Here is a 20,076-nt window from a genome sequence, read left to right on the forward strand (position 1 = left end):
AGATAAGGAACATTCATGTTACGGTACAGTCTCTTAACCGCCGGGCTTATGCTCGGCGCCTCCGCTTTTGCCGCGCCGGCAGGCGACCTTCCCCTGATGCCCTGGCCTGCGAAGGTTGAACGCCCGACGACGCAGGGCGCGCTGGTGCTTAACAATCAACTCTCCGTGAGCGTCAGCGGCGACGATCTGGGGGACGCGGTCAACCGCCTGCGCCAGCGCATTGCGCTGCAAACCGGCTGGACGCTACAGCCACAGGCCGAAAAACCTGACAAGCCGACCATCCGTATCGCCATCGCTAAAAAGGTGAAGCCGCAGCCGCTGCCGGACAGCGATGAGAGCTACAAACTCACGGTGGATGCCAACGGCGTGAACATCTCCGCTAACACCCGCTTTGGCGCATTGCGCGCAATGGAAACCTTGCTCCAGCTGATGCAGAACGGTGCCGAAAACACTTCGATTCCGTGGGTTACCATCGAAGATTCGCCGCGCTTCCCGTGGCGCGGGCTGCTGCTCGATTCGGCGCGCCATTTCATCCCATTACCCGATATCAAGCGTCAGATCGACGGCATGGCTGCGGCCAAGCTCAACGTCCTGCACTGGCATCTGACTGACGATCAGGGCTGGCGCTTTACCTCGAAGCGTTATCCAAAATTAACCCAGCTTGCCAGCGACGGGCTGTTCTACACCCCTGAGCAGATGCGCGAGATTGTGCGTTACGCTGCCGAACGCGGCATACGCGTGGTGCCGGAAATCGATATGCCGGGCCACGCCTCAGCGATTGCCGTCGCCTATCCAGAACTGATGAGCGCGCCGGGGCCGTACGCTATGGAGCGCCACTGGGGCGTGCTGAAGCCGGTGCTGGATCCCACCAAAGAGGCGACCTACACCTTTGCCGACGCGATGGTCAGCGAACTGGCGGCGATCTTCCCCGATCCGTATCTGCATATCGGCGGCGATGAGGTGGACGACAGCCAGTGGAAGGCAAACGCGGCGATCCAGAGATTTATGCGCGACAACAAACTGGCGGACAGCCACGCGCTGCAGGCGTATTTCAACCGCAAGCTGGAGACGATCCTTGAGAAGCACCACCGGCAGATGGTCGGCTGGGACGAGATCTACCATCCCGATCTGCCGAAAAGCATTCTGATCCAGTCCTGGCAGGGACAGGACGCGCTGGGGCAGGTGGCGCAGAACGGCTATAAGGGCATTCTCTCAACCGGCTTCTACCTCGACCAGCCCCAGTCCACCGCCTATCACTACCGCAACGAAATCGTGCCGCAGGGGCTGAATGGCGTGGACGTGATAGCGGACACCGACAGCGTTCAGAGCTGGGCTTTCTCCATGCCGCGCCTGAAGGGCAAGCCGGTGGAAGGCAGCTTTACGCTGGTGAAAGGCGACGCCGGCTGGCGCGGTTTTATTGATTTTGCCGGGAAATCGCGTCGGGCGGTGCATAACATTCAGTGGCGCGACGACAACCAGGTGACCTTTACCGTCGACACCTGGATGGGTGAAACGCGTCCGGTGGTCAACGTTAATAACGACAAACTCACCGGCTATTTCCTGGTGGGAAACACCCGCTACACGATTAGCGGCGCGCGTCTGGACGACGTGCCGAAAGGTACCCCTCCGGTCGTGCCGGACGTGGCGAATCAGGCCAACCTGCTCGGTGGCGAAGCCGCGCTGTGGGCGGAAAACGTGGTCGCGCCGGTGCTGGATATCCGCCTGTGGCCGCGTGCCTTTGCGGTGGCGGAGCGGCTGTGGTCCGCGCAGGACGTCAACGACGTCGATAATATGTATACCCGCCTGCAGGCGATGGACAGCTGGTCGACGGTGTCCGTCGGGCTGCAGCAGCATACCCAGCAGCAGGTGCAGTTCACGCGCCTCGCTAACAATGCCGACACCCTGCCGCTGCAAATCCTCGCCCAGGCGCTCGAGCCGGCCCAGTATTACACCCGCCAGCACCTGAAGTTCCAGGCCGGAAACTACCATCAGTTTGAGCCGCTTAACAAACTTGCAGATGCGCTGAACGCCGAAAGCGCTACCGTGCGTCAGATGCACAAGTGGGCGGACCGCCTGGTGAGCGACGCGGAAGACACGGAGAGCGCCGAGGCGCTGCGCCACGTCTTTAACCGCTGGCAGAACAACACCAGCGACGTGCTGGCCTTGAGCGAAAACAGCTATCAGCTGAAGGCCATTAAGCCGGTCATTCTGGAGGTGGATAAGCTGGCCTCGATTGGCCTGAGGCTGACGGATCTGGTGGCGCGTCAGGGGACGCTGGACGACAAGGAGATCGCCTCGATCCAGAGCGAGCTGGACAGCGCGGCGAAGGTGCAGGATGAGGTGGTGATTGCGGCGGTCTATCCGCTGGAGACGCTGCTACGCGCCACGCGAAATCAGTAACACACATGCCCGGCAAACGAAGTGCCGCCGGGCGTAAAGGCCACTCAGTTCTTCAGAACCCACGCCTCTTTCCAGTGTGCGCCAACGCCTGGCTCATACTGGTTTGCGGTTGGGCTGTACTGCACGCAGAAGCCGCTGTACGGGAATGGCTTACATTCGTAGGTCTTACCGTCTTTAGGCTGAAGCACCACGGTACCTGCCTTGTACGACGCGATATTGTCCGGGAAGGTAAAGTCGTGGTGGCCGGTGCTATCCGCAGCGGCATCGCCTTCCAGCATCAGGTTCAGGACGTCCTGCGCGAACAGGGTGCCGTCTTTATTGGTCGCGTAGTATTTCAGCATGTGGTGGCCGGCGGTCACGTCGGTCAGGGTCATGGTGACGTCCTGATTGCTGTTGTTCATGTCCTGCTTCAGGTAGCCTTTTTCCGCACCGTGGTGGTTCATCACGTGTGCTTCAAAATTCACGTCACCCTGCGTATTCACGTGGAAGGTCACGGTCGCGTTGCCATGTTCGATTTTGCTGTATTGCAGATCGGTTACGGCGATGGTTTCGCTCACCTGCGCTTTCTGCTCTTCATAAGAGATAGCAACGGACTGCAACGTGCTGCCGTCTTTCACGAAGACGCTGTTGGCGCCGTGAACCGGGCTGATGTCACCGGCTTCATCCTTCACGCCGACGCGCACGTCGTGCTGCGCGGTGTTGATCTTCTGCGCCAGATCCCAGGACCACTGGTTAGCGTCGCCTTGTTCAGCAGAGCCGATGGTCATCTCGGTGCGCATGGCGGTCACTTCGCCGTGGGCGTCGAAGAAGCGTGCGATAACTTTATCGCCCACGTTCAGGTTATTACCGGCAATCTGGCCGCTCAGGGTTTTGCTCCACTCGGACACAACCGCAGGCGTTTCGTCCGGGGTAACGTTGCCGCCATTCCCGAAATCAACGTCGATAGCCTGATAGAAGCTGTTTGTGGTATCTGCAATTTCCCATACGCCGTAAATTACCTGATAGCCTGTGCGTTCAGGAACATTACAGGTCATGGATTTAGTTACGGCTGGCGCCTGGCTATTTCCGTTAATTGTACAGAACGGGGTTAATTCAAACTGATCGCGAGTTAGCGGCTTATTTGGGTCCCAGTTTTGTTTGGTAATGTAATAACGCCAGTTGGTGGTTTTGTGCGGCGCAGTATGGTGCCAGACAAATTCATGCGGGCCCGCGGTCATCGGGTTTTTAGTCCACGCATTCAGGCTCTGCTTATCCAGCTGAGAATATTGAGAGATACCCGCGCTGGCGAGGTGTCCGTCTGCTGGCTCTGCCCCGGTCGGGAAGCCGGAGGTTTTCTCTACGCTCTGCGGTTCATACTGTACGGAGCCGCAATCAATATTTTGACCCAGCTTACACATATAGGCGCGGCTGGCAGGAGATTCGATATATCCGTGTGCAAGTGCTGAAGACGCCACCGTTAATGTGGTCACGGCCAGCGCAATTTTAGAAAGTTTCATTCTTCGTCCATTAATTAGAATATAACAAGGCAGCGCCAGTCTATTAATGGACAGCACACGACGTCATGGAATACCGGGAGTAAAAATGGTCGAAATAAAAAAGGCAGCCTCAGCTGCCCTCTAAAAATGGAAATGAATTAACGACGTACGGCAATCGCTTCAATTTCAATTTTCACGTCTTTTGGCAGACGCGCCACTTCCACGCAGGAGCGCGCCGGGAAGGTGGCGTTATGCTCGGTGAAGAACGCTTCGTAGGTAGCGTTAACGGTTGCGAAATCGTTCAGATCTTTCACGAACACGGTGGTTTTCACGATATCGCCCACTTTCAGACCGGCAGATTCAACGATAGCCTGCACGTTTTCCAGCGACTGACGCGCCTGTGCCGCGACATCTTCCGGCACCGCGCCGGTTTTTGGATTCACCGGGATCTGCCCGGAAGTGATGATCATGCTGCCAAGATCAACGCCCTGAACGTAAGGGCCGATAGCGGCTGGTGCATTTTCCGTCGCGAGTACTTTGCTCATGTTTTCTCCAGAATGACAGCGTTAAGAATGTTCCCGGCCATTATAACAGCCGGGATTTCATTACCAACCTCAATTAGTTGGCCAGCACCACATAATGAGAAAACTCTTTTTCGCAGTATTTGCATTTGAGCGCGATGTCATCGGCGCGTTTTTTCACTGCAAAACTGGATGAAACCGGCTCAGCATGACTGATGCAGTTGCTGTTCGGGCACACCAGCACGCTTTCGATGCGATCCGGCAGGCTCGGGCGGGATTTGCCAACCACTTCATACTCGTCGATGCGGTTAACCGTGGCGTCCGGCGCGTACAGCGACAGCTGGTTAACCTGCTCGTCGGTCAGGAAGGTGTTCTCGATTTTGATCAGGTCTTTGCGGCCCATCTCCCCCGACGGCAGGTTCAGGCCGATGGTGATGCGCTGGTCGGTTTCGGTCAGTTTGAACAGCGTCAGCAGCTTAAAGCCCACCTGCGCAGGGATGTGGTCAATCACGGTGCCACGCTTGATGGCTTCAACCTGGAGTTTGTTATCGTGTGTCATGGTCGTTTCCCCTTACAGAGCTAAGTCGCGATTCAGAACCAGTGCCAGTAACGCCTGGCGGGCGAAGATGCCGTTCCCGGCCTGCTGGAAGTACCAGGCGTGCGGCGTTTTATCCACGTCTGTGGCGATCTCATCGATGCGCGGCAGCGGGTGCAGCACCTTCATGTTGTCGCGTGCGCCTTCGAGGTCGCTGGCGCGCAGCACGAACTGCGCCTTCACGTTGGCGTACTCGGACGGGTCCAGACGCTCTTTCTGCACGCGGGTCATGTAGAGGATATCCACGTGGCCCATCACCTCTTCGATGCTGGCGTGCAGGCTCCACGCAATGCCCTTCTCGTCCAGCATGTCGAGTATGTACTGCGGCATCGCCAGCGCGTCCGGGGCGATGAAGTAGAAGCGGTTACCGTTAAATTTCGCCAGCGCCTGGGTCAGGGAGTGGACGGTGCGGCCATATTTCAGGTCGCCAACCATGGCGATGTTCAGGTTCTCGAGCGTGCCCTGCGTCTCCTGAATGGTGAACAGATCCAGCAGGGTTTGCGTCGGGTGCTGATTGGCACCGTCACCGGCGTTCAGCACCGGAATGCCGCCGGAGAACTCGGTCGCCAGACGCGCCGCGCCCTCCTGCGGGTGGCGCATCACAATCGCGTCGACGTAGGTGCTGATCACTGAAATGGTGTCCGCCAGGGTCTCGCCTTTTTTACCCAGCGACGTGTTGCTGCTGTCCGAGAAGCCCACCACGCTCGCGCCCAGGCGGTGCATGGAGGTCTCAAAGGAGAGGCGGGTGCGGGTTGAGGCTTCAAAGAAGCAGCTCGCAATCACCTTGTGCTTCAGCAGCTCCGGTTGCGGATTGGCCTTCAGTTTTGCCGCGGTTTCCAGAACCAGTTCCAGCTCTTCGCGGCTGAGGTCGTTTATGGAAATGATGTGTTTTTGATAAAGCGGATTCATGTTTATCTCCTGACGCCGGGCAAAAAAAAGCCCCTCAAATGAGGGGCTCTGGGAATAGGTTTAGCAACGGGAAGAAAAACGGCAGGCCAGCGTCTGATTTCAGACGCGGTAAGACGATATGTCGTACACGCTTGACCATGCTTCCTCCCGGCAAATTGTCGGGCATTATACGCAGCTCGCTTTGCGGATCAAGCGATTTAATGCACGCTTTACTCAATGCAAACGGTTCTTTATGAATATTAATGCGTTCTGAGTAAATAATTAATTTGCTTATGCACCAGCGCGGTACGCTTCACGAAACGGGGGGCGACCCAGACGATACTGCTTCCGGCGACCACGCCTAAAATTTCCGGTAACTGGTGATAATCCAGAATACGCGCCACCGCGCGGCCATATCCGGCAACGGTATGAATAAGGATAAATTCGCTGTTGTGCTCGACGCTCACCACCATTTCGGAGACGGTGCGCGCGGCATCAGGGGCAGGACGCAGTTGGGGATTCAACGAATAAATCTTTAGCCCTTTGGCATTTCGAATTTTTATGACGCCGAGCAGCTTGAGCAGACGTGAAACGGTGGACTGGCTGATGGTCTCAAAACCACGCTCCTGCAAATCGCGGCGGATCTCCTCCTGGGAGAGATAGCTCTTTTCTGCGATCAGGCGCTGGCAGACCGTCAGCTGAAGCTGTTCTTTTGGAGAGTAATCACCATATTCCGTCATAACTATTTCCCATGTAAGTGGCTTAAACAAAACGCCCGGTGGCGCTACGCTTACCGGGCCTACAACTTCAAAACATCACAACAACGCGCCCAGGCTTAACGCCACCATAATCACCACCGTCAAAATCCCCAGCAGCGGCGCGACCCATTTCAGATAGCGCACGTAGGGCACGCGGGCGATAGCCAGCCCGCCCATCACGACGGCAGAGGTGGGGGTGATAAGGTTAACGATGCCGGACGCCGACTGGTAAGCCGTAACCACCAGGTCGCGGTTGACGTTAGCGAAATCGGCAAGGGGCGCCATGATCGGCATCGTCAGAACGGCCAGGCCGGACGAAGAAGGCACAAGAAACGACAGCACCACCTCCAGCCAGTACATCACGTTAATGAACGCCACCGTCGACAATCCGGTGACCATCCCCTCGGCGCTGTGCAAAATGGTGTGGGTAATCATGCCCTTATCCATAATCACTACGATACCGCGCGCGATGCCGATAATCAGCGCGACGCCCAGCAAATCTCGCGCGCCGTTGATAAACGTCGACGTCAGCTCCTCTTCGCTCATGCGGGCGATAAGCCCAACGATAATGGCGCTGGCGAGGAACACCGCCGAGATCTCCGCCATCCACCAGCCCAGCACCGCCACGCCGTAGATCATCACCGCGAAGGCGAGGGCGAAAATCACCAGGATGAGTTTGCGCACCGGAGTAAATTCCAGCGACTGCTCGCCCTTGTTGCCGAGGAAGTGGGCGAGGTTCTCCTCCTGTTTATCCGCCACGATCGACAGCGACGGATCTTTGCGGACCTTGCGGGCATAGCGCATCACCCACGCCACGCAGATGATCCAGCCGATGACCAGCAGCGCGATGCGCAGCATGATCCCGTTGGTGAAGGGGATCCCGGCGGCGTTGGCGGCGATCACCGTCGCGAACGGGTTAATGGTGGATCCGAGCGTGCCGATCCCCGCCCCGAGCAGCACGGTGGACGCGGCAACCACCGGATCGAACCGCGCCGCCAGCATCACCGGCACCAGTAAGGTATAGAAGGGCAGCGACTCTTCGGCCATGCCGTAAATCGTGCCGCCTGCGGCAAACAGCGCCATCAGGATCGGGATCATCCACTCTTCGCGCCCGCGCAGCTTAGTGGTGACGCGCTCGATCCCGGCGTCAATCGCTCCGGTTTTGGTGACGATCCCGAGAAATCCCCCGATGATCAGGATAAACAGCGCGACGTCGATCGCCCCAGCCTGGCCGGACTCCGGATCGTACAGTCCGGCAATCGGCGCCATCAGCACCGATACCAGCCCCTGCGGGTGCGATGCCACGTGCGCATAGGTGCCGGCAACCGGCACCTCTTTGCCGAGCGCCTCGTTCATCGCCATATGGTACTGCCCGGCCGGAACAATCCACGTCAGCACGGCAACCACGGCAATCAGAAAAAAGAGAATGGTGTAAGCGGAGGGAAACTTGAACTTGCCCATGATGTTCTCCTGAATCCCGGCGCACCCCGCGGCGCGCCGGGTGGTGATTAGTCGCCGAGTGTCGCCACCATGACCGCCTTAATGGTGTGCATGCGGTTTTCTGCTTCGTCAAAGACGATGGAGTTCGGTGATTCAAAGACCTCTTCCGTCACCTCCAGCCCCTTCAGGCCGTACGCCATCTCGATCTCGCGGCCCACTTTAGTGTGCTCGTTGTGGAACGCGGGCAGGCAGTGCATGAACTTGACGTTCGGGTTGCCGGTGGCCTTCATCACGTCCGCGTTGATTTGATACGGCTTCATCAGGCTGACGCGCTCGGCCCACGCCTCCTTCGGCTCTCCCATGGAGACCCACACGTCGGTGTAGAGGAAATCGGTGCCCTGCACGCCTTCTTCCACGTCGTCGGTGAGGGTGATGCGCGCGCCCGTTTCTTTGGCGATGGCGCGGCACTGCTCAACCAGCCCGGCTTCCGGCCAGAAGGATTTCGGTGCCACGAGGCGGATATCCATCCCCATCTTGGCCGCGCCGACCATCAGGGAGTTGCCCATGTTATTCCGCGCGTCGCCCAGGTAGGCAAAGCTCAGCTCCGGCAGCGTTTTTCCCGGGGAGTGCTCCAGCATGGTCATCAGATCCGCGAGGATTTGCGTCGGGTGGAACTCGTCGGTCAGGCCGTTCCACACCGGCACGCCCGCGTATTCTCCGAGCTCCTCGACGATGGCCTGGCCGTAGCCACGGTACTCGATGCCGTCATACATGCGGCCCAGCACGCGGGCGGTGTCTTTCATCGACTCTTTATGGCCGATCTGCGACCCGCTTGGGCCGAGGTAGGTAACCTGCGCGCCCTGGTCAAACGCGCCCACTTCGAAGGCGCAGCGGGTGCGGGTGGAGGTTTTTTCAAAGATCAGGGCGATGTTTTTCCCGACCAGCGTCTGCTTTTCGCGCCCGGCCTTTTTGGCCGCCTTCAGCTCGATGGCGAGGTCGATCAGGTACTGAATTTCCGCCGGGGTGTAGTCCAGCAGTTTGAGGAAGTTGCGGTTTTTCAGGTTGATGGTCATGGGTAAATCCTTTTTAAATGAGTGATCAGTTACGAATCAGCGTGCCTTTCTCGCCCGCCAGGATCTCCGCGCCATCGGCCAGCGCGCCGATCCCGGCAATGCCGTTGCAGGTCTCAACAAATTCGCGGCAGGCGGCCACTTTCGGCCCCATCGATCCGGCGTCGAACGGCATGTCTTTAAGTAATTCCGGCGTCACCTGCGCCAGCGGGCGCTGGGTCGGCTTGCCCCAGTCGAGGTACACCGCGTCGGCATCGGTGAGGATCAGCAGGGCGTCGGCCTCGATCTGGCGCGCCAGCAGGGCGGCGGAGAGGTCTTTGTCGATCACCGCCTCAACGCCGCGATAGCCGTTGGCGTTTTCCACTACCGGCACGCCGCCGCCGCCGTTGCAGATGACCAGGTGGTCACGCTGGATCAGCGCCGTGATGGCGTCGCTCTCAACGATGCGTTTGGGCTGCGGAGAGGGCACCACGCGGCGGAAATAGGTGCCGTCGGCCCTGAACGTCCAGCCTTTTTCTGCGGCCAGCGCTTTCGCCTGCGCTTCGCTGTACACCGGACCGATGTACTTGGTCGGGTTGCTAAAGGCCGGATCGGCGGCGTCCACTTCCACCTGGGTGAGCAGGACGCTCACCTCACGCTGAGGCAGGCTGTTTTTCAGCGCCTGCTGGAGCATGTAGCCGATCATCCCCTGGCTTTCCGCGCCGAGAACGTCCAGCGGGTAGGGCGTCACTTTGTCGTAGGCGCTGTTCTGCAGCGCCAGCAGCCCGACCTGCGGGCCGTTGCCGTGCACCAGCACCACGCGCCACTGTTCTGTTAATCCGGCGATGATGCGGGCGGCCTGCTCGATGTTCTGGCGCTGGATATCCGCTTCCAGCGGCTCGCCGCGCTTGAGCAGCGCGTTGCCGCCAAGGGCCACAACCAGAGTGGGTTTTCGTTCCATGATGGCTCCTTAAATTCCGTCGCGTTCCAGTGGGCAGCTCATGCAGCGTGCGCCGCCGCGACCGCGTCCCAGCTCGTCGCCGGGGATCGGCAGCACGGTAATGCCCGCTTTGTCGTACTTCTCGTTGGTCCAGACGTTGCGCTCGTAGCCAATCACCACGCCCGGGCGGATGGTCAGAACGTTGTTGGCGTCGTTCCACTGCTCGCGTTCGGCTTCAAAGGCGTCGCCGCCGGTGGTGATCAGGCGGACCTGGTTAATGCCGAGGGCTTTCTCGATGGCGTGCAGCAGGTCGGTTTCCAGCGTGCGCAGCAGGCCGCCGCGTCCGTCCGGGGTGAGCGTCCAGCACTGGGCGTCTTTGCGCACTACTTCCGGATAGACGGAGAAGGTGTCCACGTCGATGTGGGTCATCACCGTGTCGAGGTGCATGCAGGAGCGATGTTTAGGCAGCTCAACGGCAATCACGCGTTCGGCCTGACGGTGTTTAAACAGGCTGTTGGCGAGGAACTCCACGCCCTGCGGCGTCGTGCGCTCGGACATGCCGATCAATACCGCCCCGCGGCCAATCACCAATACGTCGCCGCCTTCTAAGGTGGCGTGGTCGTAATTAATATTCTCGTCGCCGAAATACTTAATAAAATCGCCGTCGGCAAATGCCGGGTGCCAGCGATATATCGCGCGCAGATTATTGGTTTCACGCTGACGGGCCGGTTTGGCCATTGGGTTAATAGAGACGCCGTTATAAATCCAGCACGAGGTATCGCGGGTAAATAAATGGTTTGGCAGCGGCTTCATAATAAAATCATTCGCCGTGTGGGTATCTACCACCATATTTTTAATGGCCGCCGGAATTTCTCCGTAGGTTAATCCGCCGCTCAGTCTGCGCGCCAGTTCACGGTGCGGCATATCCGCCAGCCAGCCGCGCACGTCGGTCGCAAAGGTTGGGCCGAGGCGGTAGTCAGAGATTTGCATATCCAGCAGCCAGGCTTTGGCCTCAGCGATATCAAGGGTTTGTGTCAGAAGGTCGGTCAACAGCAGGACTTCCACACCCTGCTCGCGCAGCGTGTTTGCGAAAATGTCATGCTCCTCACCCGCCCGCTCAACCGAGAGCACGTCATCGAAAAGCAGCTCCTGACAGTTTGAGGGGGTTAACCGCTTCAGACTTAAATTAGGGCGGTGCAGCATAACGCTACGCAATTGACCAATTTCAGAACCGACGTAATGCTTTTCCATAATTATTCCTTTAACAGTTTTTCAGAATAAAAAGGGCATGCGCCATGTGATGTATTTAATTGCATGGCGGCTTAGCTCAATTGATTTCGTGATTTATAGTAGGCAGTTAAATAATCCGTAATGTGATATTGCTCACGCGAAAATGGATATTAATGAGTTTGTTTTCATTTGCATGATTCGCATCAGATAATGATTAATTTCATATTATTACTGGATGAATAGCTAAGCAGGATCCGTTGGCATTATTTGAGGTTGTTATTATTTTGTAGATTTTAATCTTTTGAAATATGTTGTTATGTAGCTGATTTAAAACGATAAATATTGCGCGTAAGAATGGCTATGCAATTAACGTAATTAACTATTTTTGACTTAAGAAAAATCAATAAATAATTATGGTTTTTTAGAGCAAATTATCAAAACAGTAAAGTGTGAGGCGGCAACAGGTTTTGTTAATTAAATAGAACGATCAAGAGGTTAGAGCAGGTGTGCGACAAGCGTTGATCGAGGTTATGCATAACCCCTGCATAAATGCCTGGGCAGGATTAACAGCAAATTAACACCATTCCCGATAAACATGCGCTCGCGCAAACCTCTTCGAAAAAGGGCTGGTATGGCAGCCGGTATTCTCGTATAAAAGATGAAAATGAAACGTTGTTTTACATTGAGGGTTGAAACATGATTATCGGCAACATCCACCATCTCCAGTCCTGGCTGCCTGACGATCTGCGCCAGGCCATTGAGTACGTAAAAGCCCACGTTACCGACGCCACGCCGCTCGGCAAGCACGACATCAATGATAACAGCCTGTTCTATCTGGTCTCTGAAGACATGACCCAGCCATTCGCCGAGCGCCGCGCCGAGTATCACGCGCGCTATCTGGATATCCAGATCGTGTTAAAGGGGCAGGAAGGGATGACCTTCAGCACCCTGCCGCACGGCACGCCGGACACCGACTGGCTGGCGGATAAAGACATCGCGTTCCTGCCGGAAGGCGAGCAGGAGAAAACCGTGGTGCTGAGCGAAGGGGATTTTGTGGTGTTCTGGCCGGGTGAAGTGCATAAGCCGCTGTGCGCGGTGGGGGCGTCGGCGCAGGTGCGTAAGGTTGTGGTGAAGATGCTGGTAGAGTAACCCCTCACCCCGGCCCTCTCCCACTGTACACCCACGGGGAGAGGGTGTAAAAGTTCCCTCTCCCTGTGGGAGAGGGTTAGGGTGAGGGCACCAGACCGCACCTTCGCATAATGTGATCCACCTTAAATTTCCCGCACTCCCTCCTCATCTCCCATTTACCTTCCCTTTTTCTGCGTCATAGTATGATCGTTAAATTAATGAACGCTGTTCTATAATATAGAACAAAATGATTCAACAAGGAGATCTCATGCCGCAGTCCGCGTTGTTCACGGGAATCATTCCCCCTGTCTCCACCATTTTTACCGCCGACGGCCAGCTTGATGAGCAGGGCACCGCCGCGCTGATCGACGATCTGATCGCAGCGGGCGTTGACGGCCTGTTCTTCCTGGGCAGCGGCGGCGAGTTCTCCCAGCTCAGCGCCGAAGAGCGTAAAACCATTGCCCAATTTGCTATCGATCGTGTCGATCGTCGGGTGCCGGTGCTGATCGGCACCGGCGGCACCAACGCCCGGGAAACCATTGAGCTTAGCCAGCACGCCCAGCAGGCGGGGGCGGACGGCATCGTGGTGATCAACCCTTACTACTGGAAGGTGTCGGAAGCAAACCTGATCCGCTATTTCGAGCAGGTGGCCGACAGCGTCACCCTGCCGGTGATGCTCTATAACTTCCCGGCGCTGACCGGGCAGGATCTGACTCCGGCACTGGTGAAAACCCTCGCCGATTCGCGCAGCAATATTATCGGCATCAAAGACACCATCGACTCCGTCGCCCACCTGCGCAGCATGATCCTCACCGTTAAAGCCGCTCATCCACATTTCACCGTGCTGTGCGGCTACGACGATCATCTGTTTAATACCCTGCTGCTCGGCGGCGACGGGGCGATTTCGGCCAGCGGCAACTTTGCTCCGCAGGTATCGGTGAATCTTCTGAAAGCCTGGCGGGATAAGGACGTGGCGAAGGCGGCTGAGTATCATCAGACCCTGCTGCAAATACCGCAGATGTATCAGCTGGATACGCCGTTCGTGAACGTCATTAAGGAGGCGATCGTGCTCTGCGGCCGCCCGATTTCTACGCACGTGCTGCCGCCAGCCTCGCCGCTGGACGAGCCGCGTAAGGCGCAGCTGAAAACCCTGCTGCAACAGCTCAAGCTCTGCTGAGCCGGACGATAACCATGACCATTGAGAAAATTTTCACCCCCCAGGACGATGCGTTTTACGCGGTGATCACCCACGCGGCGGGGCCGCAGGGCGCGCTGCCGCTGACCCCGCAGATGCTGATGGAATCCCCCAGCGGCAACCTTTTCGGCATGACGCAGAACGCCGGGATGGGCTGGGACGCCAACAAGCTGACCGGCAAAGAGGTGCTGATTATCGGTACCCAGGGCGGTATTCGTGCCGGGGACGGACGCCCGGTTGCGCTGGGCTACCACACCGGGCACTGGGAAATCGGCATGCAGATGCAGGCGGCGGCGAAGGAGATCACCCGCAACGGCGGGATCCCGTTTGCGGCCTTCGTCAGCGATCCGTGCGACGGTCGCTCGCAGGGCACGTACGGCATGTTCGACTCCCTGCCGTATCGTAACGACGCGGCGATCGTGTTTCGCCGTCTGATCCGCTCTCTGCCCACGCGCCGGGCGGTGATCGGCGTGGCCACCTGCGATAAAGGGCTACCCGCCACCATGATCGCGCTGGCCTCCATGCACGACCTGCCGACCATTCTGGTGCCGGGCGGGGCGACGCTGCCGCCGACCGTGGGGGAAGATGCGGGCAAGGTGCAGACCATCGGCGCGCGCTTTGCCAACCACGAGCTCTCCTTGCAGGAGGCCGCCGAGCTCGGCTGTCGCGCCTGCGCGTCGCCGGGCGGCGGGTGTCAGTTCCTCGGCACTGCGGGCACCTCGCAGGTGGTGGCGGAAGCGCTGGGGCTGGCGCTGCCGCACTCCGCGCTGGCGCCGTCCGGGCAGGCGGTGTGGCTGGAGATCGCCCGCCAGTCGGCGCGGGCGGTGAGCGAGCTGGATAACCGCGGCATCACCACGCGCGATATCCTCACCGATAAAGCCATCGAAAACGCCATGGTGATCCACGCGGCGTTCGGCGGTTCAACGAACTTACTGCTGCATATCCCGGCCATCGCCCACGCGGCGGGCTGCACTATCCCGGACGTAGAGCACTGGACGCGCGTCAACCGTAAGGTGCCGCGCCTGGTGAGCGTGCTGCCCAACGGCCCGGACTATCACCCGACCGTGCGGGCGTTTCTCGCCGGCGGCGTGCCGGAAGTGATGCTCCACCTGCGCGATCTCGGCCTGCTGCATCTGGACGCCATGACCGTTACTGGCCAGACGGTGGGCGAGAACCTCGACTGGTGGCAGACGTCCGAGCGCCGTAAGCGCTTCCGCCAGTGCCTGCGCGAGCAGGACGGCGTGGACCCGGATGACGTGATCCTGCCGCCGGAGAAGGCCAAAGCGAAAGGGCTGACCTCGACGGTCTGCTTCCCGACGGGCAACATCGCGCCGGAAGGTTCGGTGATCAAGGCCACGGCGATCGACCCGTCGGTGGTGGGTGACGATGGTGTTTACCGCCACACCGGCCGGGTGCGGGTGTTTGTCTCGGAAGCGCAGGCCATCAAGGCCATCAAGCGGGAAGAGATTGCGCAGGGCGATATCATGGTGGTGATCGGCGGCGGGCCGTCCGGCACCGGCATGGAAGAGACCTACCAGCTCACTTCCGCGCTGAAGCATATCTCTTGGGGCAAGACGGTGTCGTTAATCACCGATGCGCGCTTCTCGGGCGTGTCGACGGGCGCCTGCTTCGGCCACGTGTCTCCGGAGGCGCTGGCGGGCGGACCGATTGGCAAGCTGCGCGATAACGACATCATCGAGATAGCCGTCGACCGACTGACATTAACGGGCAGCGTGAACTTTATCGGCACCGCGGACAGCCCGCTGACGCCGGAGGAGGGGGCGCGCGAGCTGGCAATACGGCAGACGCATCCGGACCTGCACGCCCACGACTTTTTGCCGGACGACACCCGCCTGTGGGCAGCATTGCAGTCGGTGAGCGGCGGCACCTGGAAAGGCTGTATTTATGACACCGATAAAATTATCGAGGTAATTAACGCCGGTAAAAAAGCGCTCGGCCTTTAATTATTTATTGATAAAAATCCGTCTGCGGAAAATATCTCGCGGGCGGTTTTCGTGTTTCTGTAATTTTCTAATTTAAACAATAAGTTGAGATATATCGTTGGCGTCACAAAAGCAAAATAACGTAATTCTGAAATAAGATATGACCATTGCTGGTTAATTGAACAGCTCATTACACTCCTGTAACACGACGTTGTAAATTCAGCACACTAAAAAAGGGTGTAATTCTGATGACGCAATTAACCATGAAAGACAAAATTGGCTACGGGCTGGGTGACACCGCCTGCGGCTTCGTCTGGCAGGCCACGATGTTCCTGCTGGCCTATTTCTACACCGACGTGTTCGGCCTGCCGGCGGGCATAATGGGCACGCTGTTTTTGGTCTCCCGCGTGCTCGACGCCGTAACCGACCCGCTGATGGGGCTGCTGGTGGACCGCACCCGCACGCGGCACGGCCAGTTCCGCCCGTTCCTGCTGTGGGGCGCCATCCCGTTTGGCATCGTCTGCGTGCTGACCTTCTACACGCCGGACTTCTCCGCGCAGGGCAAAATCATCTACGCCTGCGTGACCTATATTTTGCTAACCCTGGTCTACACCTTCGTTAACGTGCCGTACTGCGCCATGCCGGGCGTCATCACCGCCGACCCGAAAGAGCGTCACGCCCTGCAGTCCTGGCGCTTCTTCCTGGCGGCGGCGGGGTCGCTCGCTATCAGCGGCATTGCCCTGCCGCTGGTGAGCATCATCGGCAAGGGGGACGAGCAGGTGGGCTATTTCGGCGCCATGTGTGTGCTGGGGCTGACCGGCGTGGTCCTGCTCTACGTCTGCTTCTTTACCACCAAAGAGCGCTACACCTTTGAAGTGCAGCCGGGCTCGTCGGTGGCGAAAGATCTCAAACTGCTGCTGGGCAACGGCCAGTGGCGCATCATGTGCGCGTTCAAGATGATGGCGACCTGCTCCAACGTGGTGCGCGGCGGGGCGACGCTCTACTTCGTGAAATACGTGATGGATCACCCGGAGATGGCGACCCAGTTTTTACTCTACGGCAGCTTCGCCACCATGTTCGGGTCGCTCTGCTCCTCCCGACTGCTGGGGCGCTTCGACCGCGTCACCGCCTTCAAGTGGATCATCGTCGCCTACTCGCTCATCAGCCTGCTGATTTTCGTCACCCCGGCGGAACATATCGCCCTGATTTTCGCCCTCAACATCCTGTTCCTGTTCGTCTTCAACACCACCACGCCGCTGCAGTGGCTGATGGCCTCCGACGTGGTGGATTACGAGGAGAGCCGCAGCGGGCGTCGCCTCGACGGGCTGGTGTTCTCCACCTATCTGTTCAGCCTGAAGATTGGCCTGGCGATTGGCGGGGCGGTGGTGGGCTGGATCCTGGCCTGGGTGAACTACTCCGCCAGCAGCAGCGTGCAGCCGGTTGAGGTGCTCACCACCATCAAAATTTTGTTCTGCGTGGTGCCGGTGGTGCTCTACGTGGGCATGTTCATCATGCTGTCGTTCTACAAGCTCACCGACGCGCGCGTGGAGGCCATCAGCCAGCAGCTGATCAAGCACCGCGCGGCCCAGGGCGAGGCCGTTCCCGACGCCGCGACAGCCGCATCCCATTAACCGGAGGCATTATGCAAATCACTAATCCGATCCTGACCGGCTTCAACCCGGATCCGTCCCTCTGCCGTCAGGGCGAGGACTACTACATCGCCACCTCGACCTTCGAGTGGTTCCCGGGCGTGCGCATCTATCACTCCCGCGACCTGAAAAACTGGTCGCTGGTCAGCACGCCGCTGGACCGCGTGTCGATGCTGGACATGAAGGGCAATCCGGACTCCGGCGGCATCTGGGCGCCTTGCCTGAGCTACGCCGACGGCAAATTCTGGCTGCTCTATACCGACGTGAAGATTGTCGACTCGCCGTGGAAAAATGGCCGCAACTTCCTCGTCACCGCGCCGTCCATTGAGGGGCCGTGGAGCGAGCCGATCCCGATGGGCAACGGCGGGTTCGATCCGTCCCTGTTCCACGACGACGATGGCCGCAAGTACTACCTCTACCGCCCGTGGGGGCCGCGCCACCACAGCAACCCGCACAACACCATCGTGATGCAGGAGTTTGACCCACAGACCGGCACGCTCTCGCCCGAGCGCAAAACGCTGTTTACCGGCACACCGCTCTGCTACACCGAAGGGGCGCATCTTTATCGCCACGCGGGCTGGTACTACCTGATGGTTGCCGAGGGCGGCACCAGCTACGAGCACGCCGTTGTGGTACTGCGTTCCAAAAATATCGACGGGCCATACGAGCTGCACCCGGACGTAACGATGATGACCAGCTGGCACCTGCCGGAGAACCCGCTGCAAAAGAGCGGCCACGGCTCGCTGCTGCAAACCCATACGGGAGAATGGTATATGGCCTACCTCACCAGCCGCCCGCTGCGCCTGCCCGGCGTGCCGCTGCTGACCTCCGGCGGACGCGGCTACTGCCCGCTGGGGCGCGAGACCGGCATCGCCCGCATTGAGTGGCGCGACGGCTGGCCGTACGTGGAAGGCGGCAAGCACGCGCAGCTGACCGTGCCCGGCCCGCAGGTGGCGGAGCAGCCCGCAGCCGCTCAGGGTAACTGGCGGGATGATTTCGACGGCAGTACGCTTGACCCGGAGCTGCAGACCCTGCGCATTCCGTTCGACGACACCCTCGGCTCGCTCACCGCCCGCCCGGGCTACTTACGGCTCTACGGCAACGACTCGCTCAACTCGACCTTTACCCAGTCGACCGTGGCGCGCCGCTGGCAGCACTTCGTCTTCCGGGCGGAGACGCGGATGCAGTTCACGCCGGTCCACTTCCAGCAGAGCGCGGGGCTGACCTGCTACTACAACAGCAAAAACTGGAGCTACTGTTTTGTGGACTACGAGGAGGGGCAGGGCAGAACCATCAAGGTGATTCAGCTCGACCACAACGTGCCGTCGTGGCCGCTGCACGAGCAGCCGATTCCGGTGCCGGAGAGTGCGAAGAGCGTCTGGCTGCGGGTGGACGTGGATACGCTGGTCTACCGCTACAGCTACTCATTCGACGGCGAGACGTGGCACGCCGTGCCGGTGACTTATGAGGCGTGGAAGCTGTCGGATGACTACATCGGCGGGCGCGGCTTCTTTACCGGCGCGTTTGTGGGGCTGCACTGCGAGGACATCAGCGGCGACGGCTGCCACGCTGACTTCGACTACTTCACCTACGAGCCGGCATAGCGGCTCAGGCCGGGTAGCCCAGCGCGCGTGAGAGCTGGAGCCCGGCCTGCTGAAGCTGCTCGCGGAAATTAGCCAGCTCGGCGTCGTCCACGCGGGAGGTCAGCGTCGAGAGGCTCAGGGCGGCGATGACGCGGGATTCATGGTTCCACACCGGCACCGCCACGCAGCGCACGCCCTGCTCGTTCTCTTCGCTGTCCAGGGCGTAGCCATGTTCGCGGGTTTTTTTCAGCGCATCCAGCAACGCTTCGCGGGTGGCAAGAGTGGAAGGGGTAAAGGTGGTGTACTGATAGCCCTCCAGCAGGGCGTTCAGCTCGGCCTCGTCCAGCCAGGCAATCAACACCTTGCCGATGGCGGTGGCGTGAACCGGCAGGCGGCGGCCAATGCGCGAATAGGCGATGGCGGCCAGCTTGCCTTCAATCTTCTCGATATAGACCCCTTCACGCCCGTCCAGGATCCCCAGATGGGTTGTCTGCCCGGTCCGCCGGGACAGCTCTGTCAGCCAGCCTTTCGCCTTCTGGCGAATATCGATGGAGCCCACGACAAAATGGCCGCGCTCGACCAGCTTCATGCCGAGGCGATATTTGCCATTCTCCGGGTTCTGATCGATATAGCCGTGAAGCTGCAGGGTTTTCAGCAGCGAGTGAAGGGTGCTCTTGCTCAGCCCCATCAGTTTGCTGATGTCGGTGATCTTAAGCTCGGTGGCCTGCTCGTTGAACAGGTCGAGGATCTGCATCGCACGTTCAACAGACTGAATAATCGGCATAATGCTGGCATGTCCACGCTGGAATGAAGGCGAAAACGTACCTTTTTCGGGGTGAAAAATCAATTAAGCAGGCCTGATTTGCCCGGCGGCGCTTCGCTTGCACAGGCCTACGGGCTGGGTGTTCTCCCTCTCCCTGTGGGAGAGGGCCGGGGTGAGGGCACCAGGCCGCATCACCGCCTGATTCGCCCGGCGGCGCTTCGCTTGCACGGGCCTACGAGCTGGGTGTTCTCTCTCCCCGTGGGAGAGGGCCGGGGTGAGGGTATCAGGCCGCATCGTCACCTGATTCGCCCGGCGGCGCTTCGCTTGCACGGGCCTACGAGCTGGGTGTTCTCCCTCTCCCTTGAGGGTGTACGGTCCGGGGACATAGTGAACACTTGTTCGGGGACATGGTAGACACTTACAACTGAGGCATAAGAACCCGTTTATGGAGTCGCTTATGCCCTGGGATGCGAGAGATACCATGTCATTACGTACCGAGTTTGTACTGTTCGCCTCGCA

General features: G+C 59.1%; 18 protein-coding genes and 1 pseudogene. 8 read left to right on the plus strand and 11 right to left on the minus strand.

Annotated features, from left to right (window positions below):
* Positions 1–15 precede the first annotated feature (15 nt).
* Entirely contained in the window at positions 16–2,400 is a 2,385-nt protein-coding gene (locus IM299_RS14735; protein ID WP_193357697.1) for a beta-N-acetylhexosaminidase, read from the plus strand.
* A 44-nt stretch (positions 2,401–2,444) separates the two neighbouring features.
* On the opposite strand, the gene gbpA is transcribed toward IM299_RS14735, so the two are convergent.
* The 5 genes from gbpA to IM299_RS14760 all read right to left on the minus strand — a co-directional run bounded on the left by gbpA (position 2,445) and on the right by IM299_RS14760 (position 6,039).
* Positions 2,445–3,896, minus strand: a complete 1,452-nt coding sequence (gene gbpA / locus IM299_RS14740) for an N-acetylglucosamine-binding protein GbpA (RefSeq protein ID WP_193357698.1) — start codon at positions 3,894–3,896, stop codon at positions 2,445–2,447.
* A 137-nt stretch (positions 3,897–4,033) separates the two neighbouring features.
* Positions 4,034–4,420 carry a 2-iminobutanoate/2-iminopropanoate deaminase gene (gene ridA / locus IM299_RS14745; RefSeq protein ID WP_008501391.1) on the minus strand — a complete coding sequence of 129 codons (387 nt, stop codon included), beginning with the start codon at positions 4,418–4,420 and terminating at the stop codon, positions 4,034–4,036.
* A gap of 73 nt (positions 4,421–4,493) precedes the next feature.
* Positions 4,494–4,955: an aspartate carbamoyltransferase regulatory subunit gene (gene pyrI / locus IM299_RS14750; protein WP_023310197.1), complete on the minus strand. Its 462-nt coding sequence runs from the start codon at positions 4,953–4,955 to the stop codon at positions 4,494–4,496.
* A 12-nt stretch (positions 4,956–4,967) separates the two neighbouring features.
* On the minus strand, positions 4,968–5,900 hold the full coding sequence (pyrB, locus tag IM299_RS14755) for an aspartate carbamoyltransferase (RefSeq protein WP_193357699.1): 933 nt from the start codon (positions 5,898–5,900) through the stop codon (positions 4,968–4,970).
* A 34-nt stretch (positions 5,901–5,934) separates the two neighbouring features.
* Positions 5,935–6,039 (minus strand): pyrBI operon leader peptide, encoded by a 105-nt coding sequence (locus tag IM299_RS14760; RefSeq protein WP_071524139.1) that lies wholly within the window; start codon positions 6,037–6,039, stop codon positions 5,935–5,937.
* Between IM299_RS14760 and IM299_RS14765 the strand changes: the two are divergent.
* Positions 6,019–6,136 (plus strand): annotated as a pseudogene (locus IM299_RS14765) (hypothetical protein). The gene IM299_RS14760 and the pseudogene IM299_RS14765 overlap by 21 nt on opposite strands.
* 3 nt (positions 6,137–6,139) lie before the next feature.
* On the opposite strand, the gene IM299_RS14770 reads toward IM299_RS14765, so the two are convergent.
* From IM299_RS14770 to arcA, 5 genes are all read right to left on the minus strand, one after another.
* Positions 6,140–6,619 carry an arginine repressor gene (locus tag IM299_RS14770; protein ID WP_193357700.1) on the minus strand — a complete coding sequence of 160 codons (480 nt, stop codon included), beginning with the start codon at positions 6,617–6,619 and terminating at the stop codon, positions 6,140–6,142.
* Between the two features lie 75 nt (positions 6,620–6,694).
* On the minus strand, positions 6,695–8,098 hold the full coding sequence (locus tag IM299_RS14775) for a YfcC family protein (protein ID WP_045259604.1): 1,404 nt from the start codon (positions 8,096–8,098) through the stop codon (positions 6,695–6,697).
* 47 nt (positions 8,099–8,145) lie between these two features.
* Complete coding sequence (argF, locus tag IM299_RS14780) at positions 8,146–9,150, minus strand: ornithine carbamoyltransferase (RefSeq protein WP_003863360.1); 1,005 nt, start codon at positions 9,148–9,150, stop codon at positions 8,146–8,148.
* A 25-nt stretch (positions 9,151–9,175) separates the two neighbouring features.
* Positions 9,176–10,087, minus strand: coding sequence for a carbamate kinase (gene arcC, locus IM299_RS14785; protein ID WP_193357701.1), 912 nt, complete (start codon positions 10,085–10,087; stop codon positions 9,176–9,178).
* Between the two features lie 9 nt (positions 10,088–10,096).
* Positions 10,097–11,317: an arginine deiminase gene (gene arcA, locus IM299_RS14790; protein ID WP_193357702.1), complete on the minus strand. Its 1,221-nt coding sequence runs from the start codon at positions 11,315–11,317 to the stop codon at positions 10,097–10,099.
* A 675-nt stretch (positions 11,318–11,992) separates the two neighbouring features.
* Here arcA and IM299_RS14795 point away from each other — a divergent pair.
* From IM299_RS14795 to IM299_RS14815, 5 genes are all read left to right on the plus strand, one after another.
* A complete protein-coding gene (locus IM299_RS14795; protein WP_193357703.1) occupies positions 11,993–12,445 on the plus strand; it encodes a YhcH/YjgK/YiaL family protein in 453 nt (150 codons plus the stop codon).
* Between the two features lie 247 nt (positions 12,446–12,692).
* Positions 12,693–13,601, plus strand: a complete 909-nt coding sequence (gene yagE, locus IM299_RS14800) for a 2-keto-3-deoxygluconate aldolase (RefSeq protein ID WP_193357704.1) — start codon at positions 12,693–12,695, stop codon at positions 13,599–13,601.
* Positions 13,602–13,615: 14 nt separating this feature from the next.
* Positions 13,616–15,583: a xylonate dehydratase YagF gene (gene yagF, locus IM299_RS14805; protein ID WP_193357705.1), complete on the plus strand. Its 1,968-nt coding sequence runs from the start codon at positions 13,616–13,618 to the stop codon at positions 15,581–15,583.
* A gap of 227 nt (positions 15,584–15,810) precedes the next feature.
* Positions 15,811–17,193, plus strand: coding sequence for an MFS transporter (locus IM299_RS14810; RefSeq protein WP_193357706.1), 1,383 nt, complete (start codon positions 15,811–15,813; stop codon positions 17,191–17,193).
* Between the two features lie 11 nt (positions 17,194–17,204).
* Complete coding sequence (locus tag IM299_RS14815) at positions 17,205–18,815, plus strand: glycoside hydrolase family 43 protein (protein WP_193357707.1); 1,611 nt, start codon at positions 17,205–17,207, stop codon at positions 18,813–18,815.
* A gap of 4 nt (positions 18,816–18,819) precedes the next feature.
* Here the strand turns inward: IM299_RS14815 and xynR are convergent, their stop codons facing one another.
* Positions 18,820–19,578, minus strand: coding sequence for a DNA-binding transcriptional repressor XynR (gene xynR, locus IM299_RS14820; protein WP_193357708.1), 759 nt, complete (start codon positions 19,576–19,578; stop codon positions 18,820–18,822).
* Positions 19,579–20,002: 424 nt separating this feature from the next.
* Here xynR and IM299_RS22960 point away from each other — a divergent pair.
* On the plus strand, positions 20,003–20,076 hold a 74-nt coding region (locus tag IM299_RS22960; RefSeq protein WP_227008597.1), incomplete at its 3' end, for a hypothetical protein.

Origin of the sequence: Enterobacter cloacae complex sp. P47BA, assembly GCF_014930485.1 — a bacterium.
Lineage (GTDB): Bacteria > Pseudomonadota > Gammaproteobacteria > Enterobacterales > Enterobacteriaceae > Enterobacter > Enterobacter bugandensis.

Excerpts from the sequence above, each read along its gene's own strand:
- IM299_RS14735 (WP_193357697.1), top strand. The coding sequence starts at position 16 with ATGTTACGGTACAGTCTCTTAACCGCCGGGCTTATGCTCGGCGCCTCC.
- gbpA (WP_193357698.1), bottom strand. The coding sequence starts at position 3,896 with ATGAAACTTTCTAAAATTGCGCTGGCCGTGACCACATTAACGGTGGCG.
- ridA (WP_008501391.1), bottom strand. The coding sequence starts at position 4,420 with ATGAGCAAAGTACTCGCGACGGAAAATGCACCAGCCGCTATCGGCCCT.
- pyrI (WP_023310197.1), bottom strand. The coding sequence starts at position 4,955 with ATGACACACGATAACAAACTCCAGGTTGAAGCCATCAAGCGTGGCACC.
- pyrB (WP_193357699.1), bottom strand. The coding sequence starts at position 5,900 with ATGAATCCGCTTTATCAAAAACACATCATTTCCATAAACGACCTCAGC.
- IM299_RS14760 (WP_071524139.1), bottom strand. The coding sequence starts at position 6,039 with ATGGTCAAGCGTGTACGACATATCGTCTTACCGCGTCTGAAATCAGAC.
- IM299_RS14770 (WP_193357700.1), bottom strand. The coding sequence starts at position 6,619 with ATGACGGAATATGGTGATTACTCTCCAAAAGAACAGCTTCAGCTGACG.
- IM299_RS14775 (WP_045259604.1), bottom strand. The coding sequence starts at position 8,098 with ATGGGCAAGTTCAAGTTTCCCTCCGCTTACACCATTCTCTTTTTTCTG.
- argF (WP_003863360.1), bottom strand. The coding sequence starts at position 9,150 with ATGACCATCAACCTGAAAAACCGCAACTTCCTCAAACTGCTGGACTAC.
- arcC (WP_193357701.1), bottom strand. The coding sequence starts at position 10,087 with ATGGAACGAAAACCCACTCTGGTTGTGGCCCTTGGCGGCAACGCGCTG.
- arcA (WP_193357702.1), bottom strand. The coding sequence starts at position 11,317 with ATGGAAAAGCATTACGTCGGTTCTGAAATTGGTCAATTGCGTAGCGTT.
- IM299_RS14795 (WP_193357703.1), top strand. The coding sequence starts at position 11,993 with ATGATTATCGGCAACATCCACCATCTCCAGTCCTGGCTGCCTGACGAT.
- yagE (WP_193357704.1), top strand. The coding sequence starts at position 12,693 with ATGCCGCAGTCCGCGTTGTTCACGGGAATCATTCCCCCTGTCTCCACC.
- yagF (WP_193357705.1), top strand. The coding sequence starts at position 13,616 with ATGACCATTGAGAAAATTTTCACCCCCCAGGACGATGCGTTTTACGCG.
- IM299_RS14810 (WP_193357706.1), top strand. The coding sequence starts at position 15,811 with ATGACGCAATTAACCATGAAAGACAAAATTGGCTACGGGCTGGGTGAC.
- IM299_RS14815 (WP_193357707.1), top strand. The coding sequence starts at position 17,205 with ATGCAAATCACTAATCCGATCCTGACCGGCTTCAACCCGGATCCGTCC.
- xynR (WP_193357708.1), bottom strand. The coding sequence starts at position 19,578 with ATGCCGATTATTCAGTCTGTTGAACGTGCGATGCAGATCCTCGACCTG.